The organism is Sphingomicrobium nitratireducens (assembly GCF_026157035.1).
Lineage (GTDB): Bacteria > Pseudomonadota > Alphaproteobacteria > Sphingomonadales > Sphingomonadaceae > Sphingomicrobium > Sphingomicrobium nitratireducens.
On sequence record NZ_JANJZA010000001.1, the window covers coordinates 1,030,699 to 1,056,107 of the forward strand.

Annotated in this window: 25 protein-coding genes; 17 read left to right on the forward strand and 8 right to left on the reverse strand. The window is 65.8% G+C overall.

Going from position 1 to position 25,409, the window contains the following annotated elements:
• The first annotated feature begins 35 nt into the window (after positions 1-35).
• Positions 36-938 (forward strand): MBL fold metallo-hydrolase, encoded by a 903-nt coding sequence (locus NNY25_RS05295; protein ID WP_265570306.1) that lies wholly within the window; start codon positions 36-38, stop codon positions 936-938.
• Here NNY25_RS05295 and NNY25_RS05300 read toward each other — a convergent pair.
• From NNY25_RS05300 to radC, 4 genes are all read right to left on the reverse strand, one after another.
• A complete protein-coding gene (locus NNY25_RS05300) occupies positions 922-3,513 on the reverse strand; it encodes an HWE histidine kinase domain-containing protein (protein WP_265570307.1) in 2,592 nt (863 codons plus the stop codon). The genes NNY25_RS05295 and NNY25_RS05300 overlap by 17 nt on opposite strands.
• Before the next feature lie 16 nt (positions 3,514-3,529).
• A complete protein-coding gene (locus tag NNY25_RS05305; RefSeq protein ID WP_265570308.1) occupies positions 3,530-4,030 on the reverse strand; it encodes a biliverdin-producing heme oxygenase in 501 nt (166 codons plus the stop codon).
• 14 nt (positions 4,031-4,044) lie between these two features.
• Entirely contained in the window at positions 4,045-5,364 is a 1,320-nt protein-coding gene (gene purB / locus NNY25_RS05310) for an adenylosuccinate lyase (protein ID WP_265570310.1), read from the reverse strand.
• A 64-nt stretch (positions 5,365-5,428) separates the two neighbouring features.
• On the reverse strand, positions 5,429-6,109 hold the full coding sequence (radC, locus tag NNY25_RS05315) for a RadC family protein (RefSeq protein WP_265570311.1): 681 nt from the start codon (positions 6,107-6,109) through the stop codon (positions 5,429-5,431).
• 86 nt (positions 6,110-6,195) lie between these two features.
• On the opposite strand from radC, the gene NNY25_RS05320 reads away from it, so the two are divergent.
• Genes NNY25_RS05320 through NNY25_RS05330 form a run of 3 tightly spaced genes read left to right on the forward strand, consistent with a single transcriptional unit; the run spans position 6,196 to position 9,994 of the window.
• Entirely contained in the window at positions 6,196-9,396 is a 3,201-nt protein-coding gene (locus NNY25_RS05320; RefSeq protein WP_265570312.1) for an intermembrane phospholipid transport protein YdbH family protein, read from the forward strand.
• Between the two features lie 2 nt (positions 9,397-9,398).
• Positions 9,399-9,626: a YnbE family lipoprotein gene (locus tag NNY25_RS05325; protein WP_265570314.1), complete on the forward strand. Its 228-nt coding sequence runs from the start codon at positions 9,399-9,401 to the stop codon at positions 9,624-9,626.
• The gene (locus tag NNY25_RS05330; RefSeq protein WP_265570315.1) at positions 9,623-9,994 is read left to right on the forward strand and encodes a YdbL family probable chaperone protein; all 372 of its coding nucleotides are present in this window, start codon (positions 9,623-9,625) and stop codon (positions 9,992-9,994) included. The genes NNY25_RS05325 and NNY25_RS05330 overlap by 4 nt, the downstream gene beginning before the upstream one ends.
• Here NNY25_RS05330 and NNY25_RS05335 read toward each other — a convergent pair.
• Complete coding sequence (locus NNY25_RS05335) at positions 9,967-10,758, reverse strand: PdaC/SigV domain-containing protein (RefSeq protein WP_265570316.1); 792 nt, start codon at positions 10,756-10,758, stop codon at positions 9,967-9,969. The two genes, NNY25_RS05330 and NNY25_RS05335, sit on opposite strands and share 28 nt — an antisense overlap.
• Positions 10,759-10,927: 169 nt before the next feature.
• Here NNY25_RS05335 and NNY25_RS05340 point away from each other — a divergent pair, with 169 nt between their 5' ends.
• The 5 genes from NNY25_RS05340 to NNY25_RS05360 are packed head-to-tail and all read left to right on the forward strand — an operon-like array spanning position 10,928 to position 13,402.
• The gene (locus tag NNY25_RS05340; RefSeq protein WP_265570317.1) at positions 10,928-11,263 is read left to right on the forward strand and encodes an AtpZ/AtpI family protein; all 336 of its coding nucleotides are present in this window, start codon (positions 10,928-10,930) and stop codon (positions 11,261-11,263) included.
• Between the two features lie 20 nt (positions 11,264-11,283).
• Positions 11,284-12,069 carry a F0F1 ATP synthase subunit A gene (locus NNY25_RS05345; RefSeq protein ID WP_265570318.1) on the forward strand — a complete coding sequence of 262 codons (786 nt, stop codon included), beginning with the start codon at positions 11,284-11,286 and terminating at the stop codon, positions 12,067-12,069.
• Positions 12,070-12,096: 27 nt separating this feature from the next.
• A complete protein-coding gene (locus NNY25_RS05350) occupies positions 12,097-12,324 on the forward strand; it encodes a F0F1 ATP synthase subunit C (RefSeq protein WP_085217225.1) in 228 nt (75 codons plus the stop codon).
• Positions 12,325-12,355: 31 nt separating this feature from the next.
• Positions 12,356-12,853, forward strand: a complete 498-nt coding sequence (locus NNY25_RS05355) for a F0F1 ATP synthase subunit B family protein (protein WP_265570319.1) — start codon at positions 12,356-12,358, stop codon at positions 12,851-12,853.
• A 3-nt stretch (positions 12,854-12,856) separates the two neighbouring features.
• Positions 12,857-13,402 (forward strand): F0F1 ATP synthase subunit B family protein, encoded by a 546-nt coding sequence (locus tag NNY25_RS05360; protein WP_265570320.1) that lies wholly within the window; start codon positions 12,857-12,859, stop codon positions 13,400-13,402.
• Positions 13,403-13,484: 82 nt separating this feature from the next.
• Here the strand turns inward: NNY25_RS05360 and NNY25_RS05365 are convergent, their stop codons facing one another.
• From NNY25_RS05365 to paaG, 3 genes are all read right to left on the reverse strand, one after another.
• A complete protein-coding gene (locus NNY25_RS05365; RefSeq protein WP_265570321.1) occupies positions 13,485-13,916 on the reverse strand; it encodes a CBS domain-containing protein in 432 nt (143 codons plus the stop codon).
• A gap of 69 nt (positions 13,917-13,985) precedes the next feature.
• Positions 13,986-16,004 carry a phenylacetic acid degradation bifunctional protein PaaZ gene (paaZ, locus tag NNY25_RS05370; RefSeq protein WP_265570322.1) on the reverse strand — a complete coding sequence of 673 codons (2,019 nt, stop codon included), beginning with the start codon at positions 16,002-16,004 and terminating at the stop codon, positions 13,986-13,988.
• A gap of 1 nt (position 16,005) precedes the next feature.
• Positions 16,006-16,785: a 2-(1,2-epoxy-1,2-dihydrophenyl)acetyl-CoA isomerase PaaG gene (gene paaG, locus NNY25_RS05375; protein WP_265570323.1), complete on the reverse strand. Its 780-nt coding sequence runs from the start codon at positions 16,783-16,785 to the stop codon at positions 16,006-16,008.
• 118 nt (positions 16,786-16,903) lie between these two features.
• Here paaG and NNY25_RS05380 point away from each other — a divergent pair, with 118 nt between their 5' ends.
• The 8 genes from NNY25_RS05380 (at position 16,904) to NNY25_RS05415 (ending at position 25,407) form a co-directional block, all read left to right on the forward strand.
• The gene (locus NNY25_RS05380; RefSeq protein ID WP_265570324.1) at positions 16,904-17,413 is read left to right on the forward strand and encodes a DUF4402 domain-containing protein; all 510 of its coding nucleotides are present in this window, start codon (positions 16,904-16,906) and stop codon (positions 17,411-17,413) included.
• Between the two features lie 226 nt (positions 17,414-17,639).
• The gene (paaA, locus tag NNY25_RS05385; protein ID WP_265570325.1) at positions 17,640-18,638 is read left to right on the forward strand and encodes a 1,2-phenylacetyl-CoA epoxidase subunit PaaA; all 999 of its coding nucleotides are present in this window, start codon (positions 17,640-17,642) and stop codon (positions 18,636-18,638) included.
• Positions 18,639-18,701: 63 nt separating this feature from the next.
• Entirely contained in the window at positions 18,702-18,989 is a 288-nt protein-coding gene (gene paaB / locus NNY25_RS05390) for a 1,2-phenylacetyl-CoA epoxidase subunit PaaB (protein ID WP_265570326.1), read from the forward strand.
• Entirely contained in the window at positions 18,989-19,840 is an 852-nt protein-coding gene (paaC, locus tag NNY25_RS05395) for a 1,2-phenylacetyl-CoA epoxidase subunit PaaC (RefSeq protein WP_265570327.1), read from the forward strand. Before paaB ends, paaC begins: the two co-directional genes overlap by 1 nt.
• 1 nt (position 19,841) lies before the next feature.
• On the forward strand, positions 19,842-20,918 hold the full coding sequence (locus NNY25_RS05400) for a ferredoxin--NADP reductase (protein ID WP_265570328.1): 1,077 nt from the start codon (positions 19,842-19,844) through the stop codon (positions 20,916-20,918).
• Positions 20,919-20,970: 52 nt separating this feature from the next.
• Positions 20,971-22,161: an amino acid aminotransferase gene (locus NNY25_RS05405; RefSeq protein ID WP_265570329.1), complete on the forward strand. Its 1,191-nt coding sequence runs from the start codon at positions 20,971-20,973 to the stop codon at positions 22,159-22,161.
• Positions 22,154-24,202: an alpha-ketoacid dehydrogenase subunit alpha/beta gene (locus NNY25_RS05410; RefSeq protein WP_265570330.1), complete on the forward strand. Its 2,049-nt coding sequence runs from the start codon at positions 22,154-22,156 to the stop codon at positions 24,200-24,202. The genes NNY25_RS05405 and NNY25_RS05410 overlap by 8 nt, the downstream gene beginning before the upstream one ends.
• A 2-nt stretch (positions 24,203-24,204) precedes the next feature.
• Positions 24,205-25,407, forward strand: a complete 1,203-nt coding sequence (locus tag NNY25_RS05415) for a dihydrolipoamide acetyltransferase family protein (protein WP_265570331.1) — start codon at positions 24,205-24,207, stop codon at positions 25,405-25,407.
• Positions 25,408-25,409 lie beyond the last annotated feature (2 nt).

Consider the following 25,409-nt stretch of genomic DNA (forward strand, 5'->3'; position numbering starts at 1 on the left):
GGTACGCCTCCGAACCAACCGGAGGAGCCGACCCGATGCGCCCGTTCACGATGCTTGCCGCCCTTGCCGCCGCCACTGCCATGCCTTGTCCCGCGCTCGCGCAGGACGACATGAGCGAGGTCGAGATCAAGGTCGAGAAGGTCTCGCCGCAGGTCGCGGTGCTCTACGGCCAGGGCGGGAACATCGCAGTTCACACGGGCGGCGACGGCAATGTCATGGTCGACGACCAGTTCGCGCCGCTGACCGACAAGATCCTCGCCGCAGTGGCGACGCTGGGCGAGGGGCCGGTACGCTTCCTCGTCAACACGCACCACCATTACGACCACACGGGCGGCAACGAGAACATGGGCGCGCGCGGCGCGCTCATCATGGCGCACGACAATGTCCGCACGCGGCTGGAGGAGAAGCTCGCTGAGGCGGAAGCCAAGGGCGAGGGCAGCGCGGAGGGCGCCAAGGGCCTCCCTGTCATCACCTTCCTCCACGGGGTGACGCTCCACTGGAACGACGACGAGATCGTCATGGTCCATGTCGAGAACGCGCACACCGATGGCGACGCGATCGTCCATTTCACCCGCAACAAGGTCGTCCACATGGGCGATACCTTCTTCAACAAGGTGACCTGGCCGTTCGTCGACATCGACAGCGGCGGCTCGATCAACGGCATGATCGCGGCGGTCGAGGCGACGCTGGCGATGACCGATGCGGACACGGTCGTAATCCCGGGTCACGGCCCCGTCACCGACCGCGCGGGGCTGGCGGCCTATGGCGAAATGCTGACCGCGATCCGCGACGGTGTGCAGGCGGGCATCGATGCCGGCCGGGATCTCGAGGCGATCCAGGCCGAGAAGCTCACCGACGGTTATGATTGGGAAGACGGGTTCATGAGCGGCGACCAGTTCGTCGCCGCCGTGCACCGCAGCCTCACGATGGCGGAGTGAGCCACTCCGACACGCGCCGCGATACCGTCGCGATCGTATAAGGTTTCTGAAGAACGAGGCGTTTGGCGTGGCGCTCGGGCAAGTGTGCCTGCTCGCCGTAGCCGGTCGCGAACACGAACGGGATGCCGAGATCATCGAGCCGGTCGGCGACCGCATAGCTGTTCTGGTCGCCAAGGTTGATGTCGAGCAGCGCGAAGTCGGGCTTCTTGCGTTCGATTTCGGCAAGCGACCCCGCGACCGTCCCCTCGACCGTCACGCTTGCCGCGCCCAGGCGCGTCAGGATGTCCTCGGCGTCGAGCGCGATGATCAGGCTGTCCTCGACCAGGAGGATATGCTGGCCGTCGAACAGGTCGCCGACCACCGGCTTGCGTGTTTCGACGACCGCTTCGTCCCGGTCATGCGTGGCCATCGGTACCATCTTGGCGTCGCCGTCTTCACTCAGGTGACGTGCGGGAATGCGAAACGTCGCGCGGAACCCTTCCCGGGCATAATCGAGGTCGGCCGAACCGCCCAGATCGTAGGGCACGCTATGTTCGATGATGGTGGTGCCGAAACCCTGCCGCGTGGGCGGGGAAACGGGCGGACCTTCCTTTTCGGTCCACGAGACGATGAGGTCGCCTTCATTGTTGCGCCGCCAGTCGACCTCGACGTTGCCACTGTCCGACAGGCTGCCATACTTGGCGCTGTTGGTGACGAGTTCGTGGACGACCAGCGCCATCGTCGAATAGGCCTGCGGCTTGAGCATGACGGGCGACCCGCTGGTCATCAGCCGGTCCTTCTGGTGGACGAGGAAGGCGGCCACCTCGGCATCGATCAGGCCCTTCAGGGGGGCCGGGCCCCAATGGTCGTCGGTAATCTGGTTGTGGGCGCGCGCGAGCGCGTGGACTCGCCCGTCGATCATCGCGACGAAATCCTCGACGCTGGTGCCTTCGGGCGGCTTGGACTGGCGGATGAGGCCGCGGATCAGCGAGAGGATGTTGCGCACGCGGTGGTTGAGTTCCGCGATCAGCAATTCCTGGCGGTCGTTGGCGGCCTGGCGCTCGATATTGGCCTCGTCCGAAAGCCGCAGGACGACCTCGATCAGCGTCGCGCGCAGCGTCTCGGCGACGCGGCGCTCGGACTCGGTAAACGCGACGGCCTTGCCTTCGACCAGCTCCTTCCACTCGGCGAAGCTTTCTCGCGGCGTGAGCCGCGCGCCGTTGGGTCCGTAGCTGACCGGTTTCTGCGGGTCGCCCGCCCAGCGCACCGAACGGATCCGTTCCTGGCGGAAGAGAACGACATAGTCGCGCGGCGTTCGGCTGATCGGGATGGCGAGCATGCCGGCCGCCTGGCTCGCAAATTCGTGCGCTTCGGGCAAGAGGTCGCCGATATGGTCGGTCGTATAGACCTTGCCCGCCGCGATCCCGTTGAGCGCACGAACGATGCGCGCGAACTGGCCGGCATCGGGCGTCTGTCCGGAGAAAGCGTGGTTTCCGTTGATCCACACGCCCACCCCGTCGGCGGGGATCGCGCGGGTGAGGATGTCGGACAGCCACTGCGGATCGTTGAGCAGGCTCTCGTCGGAGGCGACCGAGCCGAGCAAGTGGTCGGAGATGTCGCGAGCGCGCCGCTCGTAATCCATCATCCGCTGACGTTCGCGCGATTCGATGCGCATTGCGAACATCTGCGCGAACAATTCGCACACCGAACGGCGCTCGAAGCTGGGGCAGCGGGGACCGGCATAATGGTGGCACGCGACAAGCCCCCAAAATTCGCCGTCGACGATGAGCGAGATCGACATGGAAGCCTTCACCCCCATGTTCCTGAGATATTCGACGTGGATCGGCGAGACCGAGCGCAGCACGGCGAGCGACAGGTCGAGAGGCTCTCCATGCGCGTTCTTGGCCGGCACGATCGGGACGGGCTCTGCCTCGATGTCGGTGATCATGCGTAGCAGGCTTCGCTTGTAGAGTTCGCGCGCTTGCTTCGGGATGTCGCTGGCGGGGTAATGGAGGCCGAGGAAGCTGCCGATGCCCGACTTGGCGGCCTCGGCAACGACCTCGCCCGATCCGTCCTTGTCGAAGCGGTAGATCATCACGCGGTCGAAGCCGGTCAGTGCGCGGACCTGGCGTGCGCCTTCGCGGAAGAAACCTTCCATGTCGTCGGCCTGGTCGAGCCGGCTGACCATGCCGCGCACGGTGCCGGTCGCATCGCCGTAGCTCTTTTCCTTGGTCGGCTCGGCTTCGACGATGATGACGCCTTCGTTCATGTGGATGGCTGCATCGAAGCGCGCGCCCTGCTCGGTCAGTTCGACGTCGAACAGGCGTTCGACCGCATTGTCGCCGCGCAGCAGCGCGAGCCGGTTGCGCAGCGCATGGATTGCCTCGCCCGTGATGAAGTCGCTGGCCGGGTGGCCGATCATGTCTTCCGCGGTCGTGGGGAGATATTGGCTGACGTTGGTTGAAGCGCGCATCACCATCCAGTCGGATGACAGCGCCATGAGGAATCCGATCGGCTGGATCGCGCCGAGGAGGTGGATCGGCTCACGGTCGCAGTTGGTGAGGTCGACCTCGAATTCCGGATCCTGTTCGCTCATCCCCGCCTTCGCTACGCTAGTCCGCGGCATCCAGAAAACAGCCGAATACCGACGCGGCCGCCGTTGCGGCCCGAGTTCGTTCAACGCTGGATGGCATAAAACGTTCAAGCTGTGCAACGAAGTCTCGCCAGGCGAGCGGCGAGCGGTGCGAGAGGAAGCGTCGCGGGAGATGCGTACCGACCGTCCGGTCGAGCAATTTCCCGCCCAATCGCGAGCCTTCGAGGACATAAGTCGCGCCGGCAATCTCGGCGTCGGACGCGAAGGTCGGGACCGCCATCGCGGGGGGCACGTCGGCACCTAATTCGGCGAGATCGGCGACCAGCGCCTCGCTTCGGCGCATCGCGGTCCATTCGGGCCACAGGCGACTGGCGCCCGCCTCGTCGAGCGCCTGCTCGATCGGCAGGAAGGCGGCGGCATGGGCGAGGAGAAAGGCGCGATATTGCGCCTCGTCGCCAAGGTCGTAGCCAGAAAAATGCGCGTCGAGACGGTCGTGCAGGGGCTGCGTTGCCGCCTTCAAAGACGCGCGGGCGTTCAACCGCCGAACACCCGCTCGAAGATCGTGTCGATCCGCTTCAGGTGATAATCGAGGTCGAAACTCTCCTCGAGCTTCTCTGGACTGATCTTCGCGGTCACTTCGGGATCGGCCTTGAGGAGGTCGAGCAGCTGCTGCTCCCCGTCCGATTCCCACACCTTCATCGCGTTGCGCTGGACGATGGCATAGCTCTCTTCGCGGCTGAGCCCCGCCTGGGTCAGCGCCAGCAGCACGCGCTGCGAATGAATGAGGCCGCCCATGCGGTCCATGTTGCGCATCATGCGGTCGGGATAGACGAGCAACTTGTCGATGACGCCGGTGAGGCGGCCCAGCGCGAAGTCGAGCGTGATGGTCGCATCGGGGCCGATGAACCGTTCGACCGACGAGTGCGAGATATCGCGCTCATGCCACAAGGCGACATTCTCCATCGCCGGCACGACCGCGCTGCGCACCATGCGCGCGAGGCCGGTCAAATTCTCGGTCAGGATCGGGTTGCGCTTGTGCGGCATGGCCGACGAACCCTTCTGGCCGGGCGAGAAATATTCCTCGGCCTCGAGCACTTCGGTGCGCTGGAGGTGGCGGATCTCGACCGCGAGCCGCTCGATCGAACTGGCGATGACGCCAAGCACCGAGAAGAACATGGCGTGGCGGTCGCGCGGGATGACCTGCGTCGAGGTCGGCTCGGGAGTCAGGCCCAGCTCTTTCGCGACATGCTCCTCGACGCGCGGATCGATATTGGCGAAGGTGCCGACCGCGCCCGAGATGGCGCAGGTGGCGATCTCGTCGCGCGCTGACTTGAGGCGGTCGAGGTTGCGGTCGAACTCGGCATAGGCCTGCGCCATCTTCAACCCGAAGGTGACGGGTTCGGCGTGGATGCCGTGGCTGCGCCCGATGGTCGGGGTGAGCTTGTGCTCCATCGCGCGGCGCTTGAGCGCTTCGAGCAGCTTTTCGAGATCGGCGACGAGGATGTCGGCGGCCTGTTTGAGCTGCACCGCGAGGCTCGTGTCGAGCACGTCCGAGCTGGTCATGCCCTGGTGAATCCAGCGGCGCTCGGGGCCGACCTTCTCGCCCGCCCAGGTCAGGAAGGCGATCACATCATGCTTGGTCACCGCCTCGATCGCGTCGATCGCGGGGACGTCGATCTCGCCCAGCACGTCGTCGTCGTACGCCTTGCGAAGCTTCTTCGCGTCCTCGGCGGGGATCATCCCGATCTCGCCCATCGCCTCGGCCGCGAAAATCTCGATCGCCCACCAGATGCGGTAGCGGTTCTCGGCCGTCCAGATGGCGGACATTTCGGGGCGGGCGTAGCGGGGGACCATGACGTTCCTTCAACGGGCGGATCAACGTTGGCGAGCGCCTAGCAAGCGCGGCTCCAAGCTTCAATCACAGATGGCCGAGCGCGCGCAGGCTGGCAGGCTCGCCCGCGCCGACGATAAGATGGTCGTGCACCTCGATCTTGAGCGGTCTTGCCGCCGCGATCATGTCCTGCGTCAACAGGATGTCTGCGCGAGAGGGGGTTGAGTCGCCCGAGGGGTGGTTGTGGACGAGAATGATCGCCGCCGCGCCCAGCTCCAGCGCGCGCTTCATCACCTCGCGGACATGGGCGGCGCTTTCGTCGACCGTGCCCTCCCACATCGCCTCGTTTGCGATCAGTCGATTTTTCGCGTCGAGGAAGAGGACGCGCACTTCTTCGCTTTCACGGTGCGCCATCGCGACGCGAAGGTAATCGTGGAGCGCCTGGCTGGAGGAAATCACTTCGGCTTCGGCGACCCTTGCCTCGAGCAGGCGGCGAGCGGCGAGGCGGGCGATCTGCACCGCGCCGATCTGAGCGTCGCTCAACCCTTCCTTGCGAAGCAATTCAGCGTCGGCGCCGAGCAGCCTGCCAATCCCTCCGAATTGCGCGATCAACCGCTTGGCGATCGGCTTGGTGTCGGTCCGCGGGATGGTGAGGCCTAGGAGATATTCGACCAGCTCGTGATCGAGCAGCGCATTATCGCCATTGACGATCCGCTCGCGCAGCCGCGCGCGGTGGCCCTTGAGCTCCTCGGGGTCGACATCTGCCATGCGGTTGGACGCTAGGGCGCACCGGCTTGCCGATCAAGCTCGGTTCGGGCACGGAACGGTCTCCCCTTGCGGATGTTGACGTGCCGATGGATCGCGAGTTTTCCCAAGAATCTGTTCCGGCGCGCCCGGTCTGGCACCGGCGACGCGGCTGGCGCTACACGCGCCGCGCGATCATCGGCTTCCTGTTGCTGGTCGGATTGGCGGTGTTCGCCCTGTGGCTGATGCGCCGCCCGCTCGCCGAGGATGCGGTCGAGAAATATCTCGAATCCAAGGGCGTCCAGGCGACCTATTCGCTCGATCGCGTCGGTTTGAGGACGCAGCGCCTGTCCAACCTCGTGCTCGGCGATCCCGACGATCCCGACCTCACGCTCGACTTCGCGGAGATCAAGACGCGGGTGACCCTGACCGGCAAGGTCAGCGTCTATCGCGTTTCGGCGCGCGGCGCGCATTTGCGGGGTCGCGTCGCCGAGGATGGCACGGTCAGCTTCGGACAGCTCGACAAGTTGCTCCCCGAACCGAGCGGCGAAGCGTTCCGCCTTCCCGACCTTGCGGTCATTCTCGACGATGCCCGCATCAGCCTGACAACGCCGTACGGACCGGTCGGCGCCGCGATCGCAGGGCGCGGCAACCTCGCTGGCGGGTTCAAGGGCATGGCGGCGCTGTCGTCTCCGGGCCTCGCGTTTGGCGAATGCCGCCTCAACGCGCCCAAGGGCCGCTTCGCCCTGGCGGTAAAGGCGGGAAGGCCCTCGCTCGACGGTCCGCTCAAGGCGGCAGCACTGGGCTGCGGCGACGTGCGCGTGGCGTCGCCGACGCTCGCGCTCGACATGGAGTTCGGCGAAACCATCGACAGCGCCAAGGGCGATGCCCGGCTGACGGCGGGCCGCATCGCGCTGGGCGGCGAGAACGGGATGGAAACGATTGACGCGCGGCTGACAGTGAAGGGCCAGTTCGACCGCCTCGTGGGCAAGTTCGACGTTCGCGGGAGCGATGCCGCGATCGCGATGCTCGATGCGAACGACCTGCGCCTGACCGGCGACTATCGGCTCGATGCGCTCGGCGGCACCTACCGCGTCGAGGCGCAGGCGCGCATGGCCGACGCCTCGCTCGACGATGACGCGCGCAACGCGCTCGTGGAGGCGGCCGAGGGCCTGTGGAAGACCCCGCTCGAACCGGTCGGCCGCAAGCTCGCGCGCGCGCTTGCTGCCAATGCCCGCGCGTTCGGTGCGACTGCTGACCTTCTCGTCGAACAAAGCAAGGACGGCCCGGGGCTCTTCACGGTACGCCGCGCCGAGATGGTCGCCGACGCAGGGGCGCGGCTCGACATTTCGGGCGGCGCGGGCATCGCCATGCCGATGGATGGCGGCGAGATGCGCTTCGACACGGGGATCACGCTCGAGGGCGGCGACCTGCCGAGCGTGCGTGCCACCTTGAGCGATCCGCCGGGCAGCGCGCCGTTGCAGGGCCGGGCCGAAGTTGCGCCCTACCGCGCCGGTCCGTCGCTGGTGCAACTGAGCGACATCCGCTTTCTCGAGGACGGCGTCGGCACGGTGCGCTTCTCCACGATGGCGCGCGTGACGGGTCCGATCCCCGGCGGCGCGGTGCAGGACCTGCGCGTGCCGATCGAAGGCGTCATCATGCGCGGCGGTGTCTTCCGCATCGGGACGCGCTGCGTCGATGCGCGCATCGGGCGACTGACGACCGGCAGCTTCAACCTCGTCGACAACCGCATCCGGCTATGTCCCGAAGACGGCTCGATGGTCGCGGGAGGTCCCGGCCAGCGCATCAGCATGGGCTTCGCGAGCGGCCCGATCACCCTTCGCGGTACGCTCGGCGGCAACCCGTTCGGCCTGACCGCGAAGAGCGGGCGGCTCGACCGCAAAGAGGGCTTCCGGCTAGCCGGCGTCGAAACCCGCATGGGAAGCCCGGACGCTCCGGTGGTGCTGACCGCCGAAGAAGTGCGCGGCAATCTCAAGGGCGGGCAGTCGGGCACCTTCTCGGGCGCAAGCGCGGTGGTCGGCAACGTCCCGCTCCTTGTCAGCGAGATGGACGGGAACTGGCGCATTTCGGATGGCGACGTGTTCATCGACGGCGAACTGACCGTCTCGGATCGCAACGATCCGGCGCGTTTCTACCCGCTGATCAGCGAGGCGGTGACCTTCACGATGATCGACGGGTTGATCGAGGCCAAGGGCAGCCTGCTCCACCCCTATAGCGGGATCAAAGTCCTCGACGTGGCGGTGACGCACGATCTCGATACCGGCCGCGGCGAAGCGTTGCTCGGGGTCGACGACCTCGTGTTCGACGAGCGCCTCCAGCCCGAGGAACTCACCCCGATCACGCAAGGCGTCATCGCGCTCGTCATCGGGCGCGTGCGCGGCGACGGACGGATCGCGTGGGGCGAGGGCGACGAGGTGGTTTCGACGGGCACCTTCGACATCATCGATACCGATCTCGCCGCGCCGTTCGGCCCGGTCACCGGGCTCGATACGACGATCCACTTCTCCGACCTGCTCAACCTCCAGACCCCGGCGAACCAAATGATGCGGGTCGATATTCTCAACCCCGGTATCCCGGTCGAGGAAGGCTTCGTCACCTACCAGCTGCTCGGCGGTCAGCTGGTCAAGATCGAGCATGGCGAGTGGCCCTTCATGGGCGGCACGCTGTTCCTCGAGGAAACCGTGCTCGACTTCTCGAAGGATAGCGACAAGCGCCTGACGTTCCGTGTCGAGGCGTTCGATGCCGAACTGTTCGTCAGACGGCTCGAATTCGACGAGACGGTCTTCATCTCGGGGATCTTCGACGGTGCCTTCCCGCTGATCTTCGACGATGCGGGGGGACGCGTGACCGGCGGCCGCCTCGATGCGCGGCCCGGCGGCGGGATCATCGAATACAAGGCCGGGACCGCGGAACTGTCGCTGGGTGCCAAGCTGGCGATGAGCATCATCCGCTCGTTGCGGTACGAGGCGATGATCGTGCGCCTCGACGGCGACCTCGACGGCGAATTCGCGACACGGATGGACATTGACGGCGTGAGGCTGGGCGAGACCACCGCGGCGAAGATCGTCAAGTCGGTGAGCAACATCCCGGTCAACATGAACGTCACGATCAACGGGCCCTTCCGCGGCCTGATCGCGACGCTGCAAAGCTTCAAGGACCCCCAGACGCTGATCAACGATATCCTGCCCGGACCGCTCGACGAGATCCCGGGCGTGGCGACCGAAGTCATCGTCAAGGACGAGAAGAAGGACACCGAGGCCGTCGAGGACGGCACCGAGGAGGAGAAGTGAGCATGGACAAACGCTGGATCGTGGCGGTGCTGGCGGCGGTGCCGCTGGGCGGCTGCATCACGGTCGATCCGCCCGACAAGCCGATCGACATCAACCTCAACGTCAAGATCGAGCAGGAAGTGCTGGTGCGGCTCGACCAGGAAGTCGACGCGCTCATCGCCGACAATCCCGAGGCCTTCCCGACCGAGCCCGAGGATGTGCCCGACGAACCGCCGGGGGCAGGCGAATGAGCTTCGCGCTCTTCCTTGCGTCCGTTGTCCTCCAGTCCCCTGCCGACACCGGCGCGCTGGTCTTCGAGGCGATGCGCAGCGGGCGCGTCGCCGAACGCTATGATGGATATCTCGATTTCGCCGAGCCGCCGCAGCCCGCACTGCGCAAGGCAGTGGGCGAGATCAACATCCGCCGCCGCGCACTCTACGTCGATCTCGCCCAGCGCCGGAAGATCTCGCCCCACGAAGTCGGGGTCGCGACCGCATGCAAGCTGTTCGTTCGCGTTCCCGAGGGCGGGCTCGTGATGATGCCCGACGGCAGCCGGGCGCCCGTCACCTCCGCGGGCGCGCCGCTACCGTCCTACTGTCCGACCTCGAACGAGGACTGATATTCGGGACGCATCGCGTCGATCATATACTGGTCGATCGGCTCGCTGGTCTCGAAGACGCCCTCGGCCCACGGTCCCGCGACATAGGGATTGGCGATCAGGACGAAATGGTCGAACAATCCGTTGCCGTCCTCGTCCATCGGCATGATCGTGATCTCGTCGAGCGACGGGCATTCGCCGAACATGCCGTCGACCACTTCGCCGCCGCGCCGTTCCATCCGCTCGCCTTCGAGCCACACGCACCAGCGCTTGCGCAGCGCCGCGTCGCGCCTTGGCTTGCCCGCGAACAGGCTTTCGACCTCGCTGTCCGTCTCGCGGTCCCAGATCAGCGCGTGCGTGCCCTGGTTGCCGTGCGCGCCGCCGGTGAAGGTGGCGAACTCGCGTGAAAGGCTGAGCAGCCGCTCGCTCTGGCCGAGCGGGCGATAGCTGACCTTGGTGAAATAGCCCGGGAATTTGCGTCCGTCCTCCTTGGCGAAGGCCGCGCCTTCCTCGGCCATGGTGCGCAGTTCCGCCTCGCTCGTCTCGGCCTCGGCGATCAGCTGGCGCGCGAGCGTCGCTTCCATCGAGGCCTCGATCGGCCAGGCGAAGGAGAAATCGACGAGGTCGTCCTTCTTCGTGATCTCGACGGCCTCGGGCACGGGATCGACCGACTTGGCGACGGGATCGCCGGTCTCTGTGGGATCGTCGGAAACGTCCTGTGCCGGAGCAGGGCCACCGCAGGCGGCGAGCGAAAGGGCGAACAGGAGAGGCAGGCGCAGGCTCATCACGAATACTCCTTCACGGGGCCACTTGCCCCCTTAGAGCAGCTTGAAACGGTTGACACCATAAGGCCCCCTTCATAAAGGGGCGGCGCCTAGGCGGGCTTGTGGACAGGCCCATGCATCTCGCGCCAGCCTTTCCAATGGGTTGGCGCTTCTCGCAAGGAAGAGAGACATGGTCGAAAACGAGCCCGGGCAGGCACCGCCGAAGACCCCCGAGGATGCGCGGATCGATTCGCTCGAAGAGCGACTTCGCGACGCGCAGGTACGGGAAGCGACGCGGACCGGGTCGATGACCCCGAAGGCCGACGAAAGCGAACGGCTGGGCAACAAGGTCCTCTCGCTGCTGATCGGTGGACTTGCCGGCGGTGCGCTGGTCGGATGGGTGCTCGATCGCCTGTTCGATACCGGCAACCTGCTCCTCGTCGTCTTCCTGGTGCTGGGCACCGTGGGCGGCTTCTGGAGCATTATCAAGCTTGCGAACCGGCCGCGTGACGGGGCCGGTGAATAGAACGGGACGCGGGAAGAACAGTGTCAGGCGAATCCGGTAAAATCGATCCGATGCACCAGTTCGAGGTCCATCCGCTGATGGGCCAGAATTGGGAAGTGGCGGGCTATCACGTGCCCTTCACCAACTCGGCGGCGTGGATGCTTCTCACGCTCGTCGTGCTGTGGCTTTTCATGCTCGGCGGGATGAAGCGCGAACTCGTGCCCGGCCGCTGGCAGATGGCGGTCGAAGGCTTCACCGGCTTCATCACCGACATGATGGATACCAACATCGGGCCGCAGGGGCGCAAGTTCGTGCCCTACGTCTTCTCGCTGTTCATGTTCATCCTGTTCGCCAATCTTCTGGGCATGCTCCCGACCGCGCTGGTCGGCGTCCACGCCTTCACCGTGACGAGCCATCTGACGATCACCGGCGTCCTCGCCATCGTCAGCTTCGCGATCGTGCTGATCGTCGGCTTTGCCAAGCACAAGCTTCACTTCTTCAGCCTGTTCGTGCCGCACGGCACGCCGCTGCCGATGATCCCGCTGATCTTCGTGATCGAGCTGGTCAGCTTCATGGTCCGCCCCTTTAGCCTCGGTCTGCGACTGTTCGTCGCGATGACCGCCGGGCACATCCTCCTCAAGGTGCTGGCGGGCTTCGTCATCAACGGGGCCGCGGCGGGTGCCGGGACCGCGCTGATCGTGTCGATTCCCAGCTTCGTGCTGATGGTCGGCATCACGCTGCTGGAGATCCTGGTGGCAGCCATCCAGGCCTATGTTTTCGCCCTGCTCACGTCGCTGTACCTCAACGACGCGATCAACCTTCACTAATCTGAATTTCAACTAGGAGTTTTTATCATGGACGCAGAAGCCGCAAAATTGCTCGGTGCCGGTCTCGCCGCGATCGGCGTCGGCATGGCCGCCCTTGGCGTTGGTAACGTCTTCGGCTCGTTCCTCGAGAGCGCGCTGCGCAACCCGGCGGCCGCCGACGGCCAGCAGGGTCGCCTGTTCATCGGCTTCGCCGCTGCCGAGCTTCTCGGCCTGCTGGCGTTCGTCGTCGCGATGATCCTGCTCTTCGTCGCGTAAGCCACAAGTCTAGCTTTCTAGGGGTCGGCCAATGCCGCAGATCGCCCAAATCGGCGAAATCTACGCATCGCAGCTGTTCTGGCTCGCGATCTTCTTCGGGCTCATCCTGATCGTCGTGGGCTACGGCATGCTGCCGAAGATCCAGGCGACGGTCGATGCGCGTGACGCCAAGATCGCGGCCGACCTCAAGACGGCCGAGGAAGCCCGCGCCCGCGCGGACAGCCTCGAGGAAGATTATCGCGCCGCGCTCGACAAGAGCCGTGCCGAGGCTAGCCGGCTCGCCGGCGAAGCCAAGGCGACTGCCGCGAAGAAGACCGAGGCGAGCGTGAAGCGCGCCGATGCCTCGATCGGCAAGAAGCTTGACGCTGCGGCTGCCGAGCTGGCGGACGCCCGCAAGGCGGCAATGGCCGAGATCGAAGCGGTCGCGGCCGAGGCGGCGCAGGACATGGTGGCCAAGATTGCCGGTCTCACGGTCGACAAGAAGACCGCGAGCGCTGCCGTCGCTGCCGCTCTGGCCAAGGGGAAGTAAGCCATGGCCGACACCACCCATGCCGGCGAAGCCGTGATCGAACCCGAAGTCGCGACCCATGCGGAGGCCGGCGGCTATCTGACCGATGGCGCCGTGATCGTCGCGATCGCGATGACGTTCGTGATCGTCCTCATGCTGTGGAAGAAGGTGCCTGCCGCGATCGGCAAGTCCCTGGACGCCAAAATCGCCGCGATCCGCGAGCACCTTGCCGAAGCCGAACAGCTTCGCGCCGAGGCCGAAGCGCTCAAGGCGGAATACGAGAAGAAGGCCAAGGCTGCTGCCAAGGACGCCAAGGCGATCGTCGCCCGCGCCGAGGAAGACGCCGAGGCGATCGTCGCCAAGGCTGCCCAGGACGCCAAGGCGCTGGTCGAACGCAAGAAGGCGATGGCCGAGGCCAAGATCGAGGCCGAAAGCCGCGCCGCGATCGCCGAGGTCAAGGCGCGCGCCGCCAATGCCGCCACGGCCGCCGCTGCCGCGATCATCGCCGAGAAGGCCGATCGCGAAGCCGACCGGAAGATGGTCGACGAGGCGATTGCCAAGATCGACTGATCGGCACCGACGCGAGACGCAAAAAGGCCCGGCAGGAGCGATCCCGCCGGGCCTTTTTTTGCGCTAGAGGCGCGTCATGCGCCTAGGACTGATTGTGCAGTTCGCCCTTCTCGCTGACGCCTTCGAGCGCGGTGCTCGCATCGCTATCCTTGATCGAGCGGGCGAGGTCGCCGAGGCTGACGATTCCGACCAGCTTCTTGTTCTCGTCGATCACGGGCAGACGGCGGACTTGGTGATCCGACATCTTCTGCGCGATCGCGCTGGTGTCGTCCGTGTCTCGCGCGACGATCAGGTGCTCGGTCATCAGGTCGCTGACGCTGCAGTCCGGGCTCTTGCCCTCTGCAACGCCGCGAACCGCGATGTCGCGGTCCGTGATCATGCCGAGGACGGTCTCGCCGTCGCACACGGGCAGCGAGCCGGTATCTTCGCTGAGCATGAAGCTTGCGGCCTCGCGGATCGAGGTCTCGGGCCTAACGGTCTTGGGGCTGGCGGTCATTACTTCGCGGACTTGCATGGCGGTACTCCCTTTTTCACTTTCGTTTCAAAGGGATGAACCGGTACGGAAGGGGAAACGTTCCCGGCCCTAGGGCACGTTTTCGGTGAGAAGGTCGTAGGTTGCGACGAGTTCGTCGCGCTGGTTGAAAATCTCCACCGCCCAGCGCACCACGCCGGTCTCGTCCGACTTGATCGACTTGGTCCGAACGGTGAGTTCGACCCGCATCGAATCGCCCGGATAGAGCGGGGTCAGGAAGCGCAAATTCTCGAGCCCCGTATTGGCCAACACCGGCCCTGGCGGCGCGTAGACGAACAGGCCCGCCGCGAAGCTCAGGATCAAATAGCCGTGCGCGACGCGCCCCTCGAAGATGGGCGACGCCTTGGCGGCTTCTTCGTCCATGTGGGCGTAGAACTTGTCGCCGGTGAACTCGGCGAATTGTTCGATATCTTCGACGCTGACCGTGCGGCTGTCGGTGTACAGCGTATCGCCGATCTTTAACTCGCTCATCTTCAATTTGAACGGATGCGTGTCGAGCTTCCGCTTGGGGCCGCCCGGGATGTATTGCTGCGCTATCGCGGCGATCATCGAGGGGGTCGACTGGATCGCGGTGCGCTGCATGTAATGCTTTACCCCGCGCACGCCGCCCATCTCCTCGCTGCCGCCCGCGCGGCCAGGGCCGCCATGGACGAGGACGGGGAGGGGCGAGCCGTGGCCGGTCTGCTCTTTTGCATTGTCGCGGTTGATGACGAGCATGCGCCCGTGGAAGGCAGCCGCGCCGCGGATAAATTCGCCAGCAATCGCTTCGTCATGGGTGAACAGCGACATGGCGAGGCTCCCCATGCCGCGATTGGCGAGCGCGATGGCGTCGTCCATGTCCTTGTAGGGCATGACTGTGGCGACGGGGCCGAACGCTTCGACGTCGTGCACCGCATCGCTCTCCCACGGATCGTCGGCGCGCAGGAGGATGGGGGACAGGGCCGCGCCGCCCTCGGGTCCCACCTGGGCATCCGGATCCCCGAACACAATGCGCGCGCCGCCTGCGACCAGCTCGGCGACCTTCGAGCGCACGTCGTCGCGCTGCGAGCACGAGACGAGACAGCCCAGCTGCGTCTCCTTCTCGCGCGGGTCACCGATGGTCAGCGCGGCGAGCTTTTCGGTGATCGCATCCTGCACCGCGTCGACCTGGCCATGCGGAACCATCACGCGGCGGATCGCGGTACATTTCTGCCCCGCCTTGGTGGTCATCTCCTTGACCACCTCGGCGACGAACAGGTCGAACTCGGGCGTACCGGGGGTGGCGTCGCTGCCCAGCATCGAGGCGTTGAGGCTGTCCTGTTCGGCGACGAACTTGACGCTCTCGCGCAGCACCGTGGGGTGGTTTTTCAATTTGCCTGCGGTTGCTGCCGAGCCGGTGAAGCTCACCACGTCCTGGCCCGTGAGGTGGTCGAACAGGTCGCCCACACCGCCGACGATCAGCTGGATCGCGCCCTCGGGGACCTTGCCGGTCTCGATCAGGATGCGGAACGCGGCCTCGCACAGATAGGCGGTCGCGGTGGCGGGCTTGACGATGCACGGCATGCCCGCAAGCAGCGTTGGCGCCATCTTCTCGAGCATGCCCCAGACGGGGAAGTTGTAGGCGTTGATGTGGACCGCCGCGCCCTGGTGAGGGGTGAGGATGTGCTGGCCGACGAAGCTGCCGCCCTTCGACAGGGGTTCGAGTTCTCCGTCCAGGAGCACGTGCGCGTCGGGAAGCTTCTTGCGGCCGGTCGATGAGTAGCTCAGCAGCGTGAGCGCGCCGCCATCGATGTCGATCCAGCCGTCGGCCTTGGTCGCGCCGGTGTGCGGGTTGAGCGCGTAAAGTTCGTCCTTGCGCGCCATGATGGCGAGGCCGAGATCCTTGAGCATCCATGCGCGCTCGTGGAAGGTCATCGCCCGCAGCGCAGGCCCGCCGACATTGCGCGCATGGTCGAGCATCCCTGCGAAATCGAGCCCGTCCGAGCCGGTCGAAGCGATCGTGCTGCCGTCGATCGCGCTGGGAATGTCGCGGATCCCGTCGCCGCGCTGCCATTCGTCTCGGGCATAGTTGAGCAGTTCGAGGGTCTTCACGTCACTTCCCCTTGAATTCGGGTTGGCGCTTTTCGAGGAAGGCAGCGACGCCTTCCTTGTAATCCTCGGTGAAGCCGAGGCGGCGCATCTCGTCTCGCTGAAGGTCGAGTTCCTCGTCGAGGCTGCGTTTCCAGCTGGTGCGGATCAATTTCTTGATGGCCGCCAGCCCGAGCGGCGGGGAGGCGGCAAGCTTTGCTGCCAGCGCATCGACTTCGGCATCGAGCGCCTCGTCCTCGACCGCTTTCCAGATCAGCCCCCAGTCGGCGGCCCGTTCGGCAGTCAGCGTTTCGTCGGTCAGCGCGAGGCCGAGGGCGCGCGCCTGCCCGACATGGCGCGGCAGGTGCCAGCTGCCCCCGCTGTCCGGGATGAGGCCCAGCTTGGCGAAGCCCTGGATGAATTTGGCCGACTTGGCGGCAATGACGATGTCGCAGGCCAGCGCGATATTGGCGCCCGCGCCGGCCGCGACGCCATTCACGCGTGCGATGACCGGCTGCTTGAGCGTTGCAATCGTACGGATCAGCGGGTTCCAGCTTTCCTCGACCGTCTCGCCCAGGTCGACGGCGTCGCCCGGCGCGACGTTGCGGTCATTGAGGTCCTGCCCCGCGCAGAAACCGCGCCCTTCGCCGGTCAGCACGACGACGCGCGCATCGTCCAGCTTGAACAAGGCGTCGCGCAGTTCGGCGTGCATCGCGCGGGTGAAGCTGTTGAGGCGGTCGGGGCGATTGAGGGTGATGCGCGCGACATGCCCGTCGCGCTCCATCCGGATGCTCTCGTAGGTCATGGCGCTTCTTCTAGGCCTGCTCGCGCGGCGCACAAGGGGCCGAAGCGTCGTGGGCTTGGTTAACCCCGTTTTTACCTCGTTCGCCTAGCAAGGCAGGCGACAAGGACCAGATTGCACGATGACATTGCCTGCCACCTTCCTGCGACTGCTGCTCGCCGCGTTCCTGATCGGCGCGCCGTCGCTGGCGCATGCGCAGTCGGTCAAGGCGTCGGCCAAGGTCTCGGTGCAGCTCAAGAAGCCGGTCGTGCTGACCAAGCTCCAGGACCTCGATTTCGGCCTGATCGTCGGGCTGCAAGCGGGCGCGAGCCCGACTGCGGTCACGATGACGCGGGACGGAACCCTGACCTGTCCCGTGCCGCTGCGCTGTTCGGGGGCGCCGCTCCCGGGCCTCTACAACATCATGGGGTCGAATTCGGCGCAGGTCAGTATCTCGGTGACGGGCGCCGATCTCGTCAATGCCGTGAGCGGCGCGACGATCGGCTTCACGGCCGACGGACCGACGCTTCTCCAACTCCCCAATTCAGGCAACAAGGGCGTCGATTTCGGCGTCGGGGGGACCATCGTGGTGCCGTCCGATGCTGCCGGCGACTATGAAGGCGTCATCACGGTCACCGCCGACTATCTCTGATCCCGGTCTGCCATCACGACAAAATCACCAAAGCATCACTTGGTGACGAATCCGCGGAAGACCGATGTTTTTCGCAGTTCGGACGCGCCTTTCCCAATCGCGGCAGCCCCATCGCTCGCCGTTAGGACGGACGGACATCGACCGGGCTCCTGCTCTTGGGGGACGGGGGCCCGGTCGACTTTGCCGCGAATTGAATTTGCCGGTCTTCCCGCCTATCTAGGCTGCCATGTACACGACCGAACTCGACAAGCAGCCCGAGAAGAAGAACGTCACGCCGATCGACGGCGCGGAAGACCCGGCACTGGTCGAAGCGTTCGAGGCCCGCGTCGCCGCCGACGAGTTCATCGAGCCCAAGGACTGGATGCCCGAGGCCTATCGCAAGACGCTGGTGCGGCAGATTTCGCAGCACGCGCACAGCGAGATCGTCGGCATGCTCCCCGAGGGCAACTGGATCACCCGCGCGCCCAACCTCCGGCGCAAGGCGATCCTGCTCGCCAAGGTACAGGACGAGGGCGGGCATGGCCTTTACCTCTACTGCGCCGCCGAGACGCTGGGGACGAGCCGCGAGGAGATGATCGAGGCGCTCCATTCGGGCAAGGCGAAATACTCGACCATTTTCAACTATCCCACGCTCACCTGGGCGGACATCGCCGCGATCGGCTGGCTGGTCGACGGCGCGGCGATCATGAACCAGGTGCCGCTGCAGCGCACCAGCTACGGTCCCTACGCCCGCGCGATGGTCCGCGTGTGCAAGGAGGAAAGCTTCCACCAGCGTCAGGGCTACGAGGCGATGATGCACCTGATGGCCGGTACGCCCGAGCAGAAGCGCATGGCGCAGGATGCGATGAACCGCTGGTGGTGGCCTTCGCTGATGATGTTCGGCCCGCCCGACGAGAATTCGCCCAATACCGAACGCTCGATGCGCTGGCGGATCAAGCGCGAGACCAATGACGAACTCAGGCAGAAGTTTGTCGACATCACCGTGCCCCAAGCCGAATATATCGGGCTGACCGTCCCTGACGATGCCCTTGCCTGGAACGAGGAAAAGGGCGGTTACGATTTCGGCGAGATCGACTGGGAGGAATTCTACGCGGTCGTGCGCGGCGAGGGCCCGGTCGCCAAGGAACGCATGAAGGCACGCCGCGACGCCTGGGACAAGGGCGCCTGGGTCCGCGAGGCCGCCGACGCCCACGAAGCGAAGAAGCGCGCCGCCGCCGCGGCTTGATTGTCGTCAAGGCTCGTGCCAACCGGCGCGGGCAACAAGGCTGCATGACACGAGGAGAGTGAGATGTCCGGTCACGACTGGCCGCTTTGGGAAGTGTTCGTGCGCGCGAAGGGCGGTCTTTCGCACCGCCATGTCGGGTCGGTCCACGCGCCCGACAAGGAAATGGCGCTGCACCATGCTCGCGACACCTATACGCGCCGCCTCGAAGGGGTGAGCCTGTGGGTCGTCAAGTCGGACGACATCATTGCCTCCGATCCCGACCAGGCAGGCCCGACCTTCGCGCCCGCCGAAGACAAGATCTACCGCCACCCGACCTTCTACGAGATCCCGGACGAGGTGAAGCACATCTGATGCCCAGCTTGCCGACCATCTCGCCCGAAGAAGAAGCGAAGGCGAAGGCCAAAGACGGCACTTCCGTCGGCAGCTTCGATGCGCCGACCGCGGGAAGCCGCGACGAAGCGACCATCGCCTATTACCTGATGCTCGGCGACGACGCGCTGATCCTCGGCCAGCGCCTGTCGGAATGGTGCGGCCACGCGCCGACGATCGAAGTCGACCTGAGCCTTGCGAACATGGGGCTCGACCTGATCGGTCAGGCGACGCACCTGCTGGGTGGCGCAGCCGGCGCGATGGGCGAGGGCAGGGACGCCGACGCGCTCGCCTTCCACCGCGACGTCCTCGACTTCCGCAACTGCCTGATGGTCGAGCAGCCCAATGACGATTTCGCCCGGACGATGGCGCGGCAATTCCTCTATTCTACTTGGCACCACATGCTGCTCGGGCGGCTGGCGGGCTCGAAGGACGGTCACCTTGCCGCCATTGCCGCCAAGGGCGTCAAGGAAGTCGCCTATCACCGCGAACTGGCGAGCGACTGGGTCGTGCGGCTGGGGGACGGCACCGAGGAAAGCGCGCGGCGCATGGCCGAAGGGCTCGATTGGATGTGGCGCTTCGTCCCCGAACTGTTCCATGTCGACGAGGACCTTCAGAAGGTCATCGACGCCGGCATCGCGGTCGACCCGCGCGAGTTCGAGGCCGAATATCGAGAGGCTATCGCGGCTGTGCTGGCCGAGGCCAAGCTGACGGTGCCCGACGACCAGCGCCCGATCCTGGGCGGGCGTCACGGCCACCACAGCGAGCATCTCGGCCACCTCCTCGCGGTGATGCAGTTCCTGCCGCGCGCCTATCCGGACGCGAAGTGGTAGGATGAGCGAGCATTTCCACACGCTGACGGTGGCCGAAAAGGTCGCCGAAACCGACGAGGCCAATTCGGTTTCCTTCCTCGTGCCCGACGAGCTGGCGGAGAAATTCCGCTTTCGTGCGGGCCAGCACCTGACGCTCAAGGCGGACATCGACGGCGAGGAAGTGCGCCGCAACTATTCGCTATGCGTCGCGCCGCACGAGGGGGCGCTCAAGGTCACCGTCAAGCGCATCGCGGGCGGGGTCTTCTCCAACTGGGTTGGCGACCACCTCGATGTCGGCGACGCGATCGAGGTGATGCCGCCCCACGGCAGCTTCACCTACGATTTCGCGCCCGACGCGCCCCCGCGTCACTATGTCGGCTTTGCCGGCGGGTCGGGCATCACCCCGGTGATGAGCCTGATCCGCACCGCGCTAAGCGTGGAGCCGCACGCGCGCTTCACGCTGTTCTACGGCAATCGCGACAGCTCGTCGGTCATCTTCCTCGACGCCCTGAGCGATCTCAAGGATCGCTACATGGGGCGGTTCGAACTATTCCACTTCCTCTCGGACGAAGCAGGCGACATCGACTTGTTCAACGGCATGCTCGACCGCGAGACGTGCGATGCGGTGATCGAGGAGCTGGTGCACGCACCCAAGGAGGTCGATGCCTATTTCATCTGCGGCCCCGGCCCGATGATGGATGCCGCCGAAGCCGCGCTCAAGGATGCGGGTGTCGCCGAGGACCGGATCCATATCGAGCGCTTCACCGCGGGCCGCCCGTCGGCGGCCGAGGCCGCGCAGATGCAGCAGGCCAAGGAAGAGGCGTCGGGCACGACCATGTGGGTCAATCTCGACGGGCGCGCGCGCAAGGTCGAGTTCAACGGCGACAATATCCTCGATTCCGCGCGCGAAGCGGGGCTGCCCGCGCCGTTCGCCTGCAAGGCGGGCGTGTGCGCGACCTGCCGCGCCAAGGTGACCGAAGGAGAAGTCGAGATGGGCGCCCGCTACGGCCTTACAGACGAGGAAATCGCGGCGGGATACGTGCTGACCTGCCAGTCGGTCCCCAAGGGCGAGGGCGTCAAGGTCGACTACGACGCGTGAAGCCGCGTTGGGGGCTTTGCGGAAAGGGCGCTTTCCCGCTAAGCCCGCCCGCATGGGAAACGAACAGGGCCTGCTGAGCCAGCTCCAGCCGATCGAAACCGACAGCCTCTTGAGGCTCATCGCGATGGCGATGGCCGACGAGCGTCCCGACAAGATCGACGTCGGCGTCGGCGTATACCGCTCCTCGAACGGGGCGACCCCGATCCTTTCCGCGGTCAAGAAAGCAGAAGCGCTGCTCCACGAGCGGCAGGAGACAAAGTCCTATCTCGGGATGAAGGGCGATACGCGTTACGCCGAGCTTTTGAAGCCGATCGTGTTCGGCGACGAACTGGCGGGCGACGAGCGCATCTTCTCCCTGCAGACGCCGGGCGGGTGCGGCGCGTTGACGCTGGCGTTCAAGCTGGTCAAGGCGGCGCGCCCCGATGCGCGCGTGCTGGTGGGCACTCCGACCTGGGCCAACCACGAGCCGATCATCAAAGGCGCCGGTCTGAAGATCGTGCGCTATCCCTATTACCTCAAGGACGAGCGCCGCATCGATTTCGACGCGATGATGGAGGCGATGGACGCGGCCGAGCCGGGCGACGTCGCATTGCTTCACGGTTGCTGCCACAACCCCACGGGCGCGGACCTCGATGCCGGCCAGTGGGCCAAGCTGCGCGCCAAGATCGCCGACAAGGGCATCCTCGCCGTCGTCGACATCGCCTATCAGGGGCTGGGCGACGGGATCGACGAGGATGCGGCGGGGCTGCGCGGGCTGGTCTCGGCCTGCGACGAGATCATCGTGGCGCAGAGCTGCGACAAGAATTTCGGCGTCTATCGCGACCGCGTCGGCTGCCTGTTCTTCAAGACCGCGGACGAGAGCCAGGGCAAGATCGCGATGGACCACGTGATGCAGATCGCGCGCGAGATGTGGTCGATGCCGCCCGATCATGGCGCGGCGGTCGTGCGCACCGTACTCGATGACGAGAAATTGCGCGCCGAGTGGCTCGACGAACTGGAGATCATGCGCGGGCGCATCAACGACCTGCGCAAGCGGATCGCGGCCAAGGACCCGCGCCTCGCCTACATCGCCGAGCAGAAGGGCATGTTCTCGATGCTCCCGCTCACCCCCGCACAGGTCGATGGCCTGCGCGAGAAATACGCGATCTACATGGCCGACAGCGGGCGCTTCAACGTGGTCGGTATGGGCGATCACGACGTCGACCGCTTTGCCGCGGCGGTGCTGGAGGCGATGGATGGCTAGCGTGCTCGACCGCGACGACACTTCGACCGACGAGCCGGCCTTTAGCTGGGAAGACGTCGCGCGCCTCGTCCTCACCAGCCGCGAGATGGACCGGCTCGAGGAAGAGGAACTCGTCCCGGCCAAGAAAGTGCTCTACCAATTCTCCGCACGCGGCCACGACATGGCGCAGGTCATGCTCGGCCTGCATTTGCGCGATGGCGATGCGGCGTGCGGCTACTACCGCTCGCGCCCGATGCTCTTGGCGCTGGGCGTCGACCTCGCCGATGCGCTCGGGTCGGGCATGGGCCGCGAGGGCGGCTATTCGGACGGGCGCGATATCGGCGTCGTGTTCAACTATCCCAACCCTGGCGGCGCACATGCGCTCCCCATGTGCGGCGGGGTGGGCGCGCAATACACGCCCGCCGCCGGCTGGGCGCAGGCGATCACCTACAAGGCCAAGGTGCTGGGAGAGAAGGATACGGGCGCGATCGCGGTCGTGCTGGGCGGCGATGCCAGCTGCGCGACGGGCGGTTTCTGGTCGGCGCTGACCATCGCGACGACGCAGCAGCTGCCTTTGCTCTTCTACGTCGAGGACAACGGCTATGGCATCTCGGTGCCTTCGACCTACCAAACGCCCGGGCAGGACATCGCGGCCAATCTCGGCAGCTTCAAGGGGCTGGAAATCTTCAACGGCGACGGGACCGATCCCGAAGAAGCCGCCTCCCTCATCGGAAAGGCTTTCGCCCATGTCCGAGGCCGCAAGGGGCCGGCATTGCTCCGTCTGACCGTGCCGCGCCTCGAGGGGCACAGCGCGCAGGACACGCAGGCCTACAAGAGCGACGAGGAAATCGCCGCCGAATGGGCGCGCGACCCGCTGCCCAAGCTGAAGGCGAAGGCCAACAATCTCGACTGGGACATGATCGAAGCCTCGGTCGAACGAGAAGTCGACGATGCGCGCCAGCGGGCCGAGGCGAGGGGGGTCTCTTCGCCCGAGGACGTGGCGAAGGGTGTCTATTTCGAGGGCGACCATGCCAAGGTCGGCGGGCAGGCGGGGCTCTCGCTGGACGGCACGCACGAGGACCCGCGTCCAGAGGGCCAGCGCATCAACATGGTCACCGCGATCCGCAAGGTGCTCGACCAGGAGCTTGAGGCGAACCCTAAGATGAGCGTGTTCGGCGAGGATGTTGGCCCCAAGGGCGGCGTCCACGCGGTCACGCTGGGCCTCCAGGAGAAATTCGGCCACGACCGGGTGTTCGATACCTCGCTCAACGAGGAAGGCATCGTCGGGCGTGCGGTGGGAATGGCGATGGCGGGGCTGCTGCCCGTGCCCGAAATCCAGTTCCGCAAATATGCCGAGCCCGCGACCGAGCAGATCAACGACTGCGGCACGATCCGCTGGCGCACCAACAACCGCTTCGCCGCCCCCATGGTGCTGCGCATCCCGGGCGGTTTCTTCAAGTGCGGCGACCCGTGGCACAGCCAGACAAATGAAGTGCAGTTCGTGCACAATCCGGGCTGGAAGGTCGCGGTGCCGTCCAATGCCGAAGACGCGGTCGGGCTGCTGCGCATGGCGCTGCGTTCGAACGATCCCACCATCTTCTTCGAACATCGCGCGATGCTCGACGATGCCTGGGCGCGCCGGCCCTATCCGGGCGACGGCTACGTGCTGCCGTTCGGCCGCGCGAAGAAGACGAGGGAGGGCGACAAGATCACCATCGTCACGTGGGGCGCGATGACGCCGCGCTGCGAGGCGGCGGCGAAGGATGTTTCCGCCGATGTCATCGACTTGCGCACGCTGATGCCGTGGGACGAGGAAATGGTGCTGGAAAGCGTTGCCAAGACCCATCGCTGCCTGATCGTCCACGAAGACTTGCGTACCGGCGGGTTCGGCGCGGAGATCGCGGCGGTGGTCGCCGACAAGGCGTTCCTCGATCTCGACGCACCGGTCGAGCGCGTGACGATGCCAGATATCCCGAGCCCGCATCATCCCAAGCTACTCGACGCGGCGGTCCCGTCTGTCGATGACATCAAGGCGAAAATCGCCCAAATGCTGGAGTTCTAGGCGTGATCGACGTCCATGTTCCCGACGAGCAGGAAGGCACCAAGGCGGTCGTGCGCGCATGGCTGGTCAAGGTCGGCGAGAGCGTCGCCGAGAACGATCCGCTGGTCGAGCTGGAGACCGACAAGGTCACGCAGGAAGTGCCCGCGCCTGCGGCTGGCGTGCTCACGCAAATCATTCTCGACACCGATTCAGAGGCCGAACCCGGAGCGCTGCTCGGCAGGATCGATCCGTCGGGCGAGGCAAGCGGAACGCCCGAGGCCGAGGAGGCGCCCGCCAAAGTCGACGCGCCCAAGGTCGCGCCCGCCAGCGAGACCAAGCCTGCGGTGATGAAGGAAACGCGCCTGTCGCCCGCGGTGAAGCGCGCCGTCATCCAGCACGATATCGACCCCGGCCATATCGAGGGCACGGGCAAGAACGGGCGCATCACGCTCGAAGATGTCGATCGCGCGGTCGCCTCCGCCACCGTCAGCCATGTCGGCGCGCCCAAGACTGCGCAGCCGCGCGTGGTCGAGCCGTTCGCCGCGCAGGACATCCCCCATGACCGGATGCGCAAGACGATCGCCGAGAACATGGTGAAAGCGGTTACCGCCGCGCCTCATGTCACCGCGCTATTCGAATGCGATTTCTCCGCCGTCGCCGCGCACAAGGCGGCGATGAAAGCGAAGGGCGTGAAGCTCAGCTACACCGCCTACATTCTCAAGGCCGCGTCGGAAGCGATGGCGGTCGCCCCCGCGATCAACGGCCGCTGGGAAGAGGACCGCATCGCGGTTTCGTCGACCATCGACATCGGTGTCGGCACCGCATTGGGTGACAAGGGGCTTGTCGTTCCTGTCGTGCGCGACGTCGGTTCGCTGAGTCTCGAGGAGGCGGGCAAGGCATTGGACGCGCTGACGACGAAGGCGCGTGAGGGCAAGCTCGACCGCAAGGACGTCTCGGGCGGCAGCTTCACGATTTCCAACCACGGCGTCTCGGGCAGCCTGCTCGCCAGCCCGATCATTCTGCACCAGGGCCAGGCCGCGATCCTGGGCATCGGCAAGCTGGAAAAGCGCGTCGTCGTGCGCGAACTCGATGGTCAGGACGTGATGGTGATCCGCCCGATGGCCTACGTCACGCTCACCATCGATCACCGCGTCGTCGACGGCCACCAGACCAATGCGTGGCTCAGTCGCTTCGTCGAGGTGCTGGAGACTTGGCCGGCGGCCTAGCG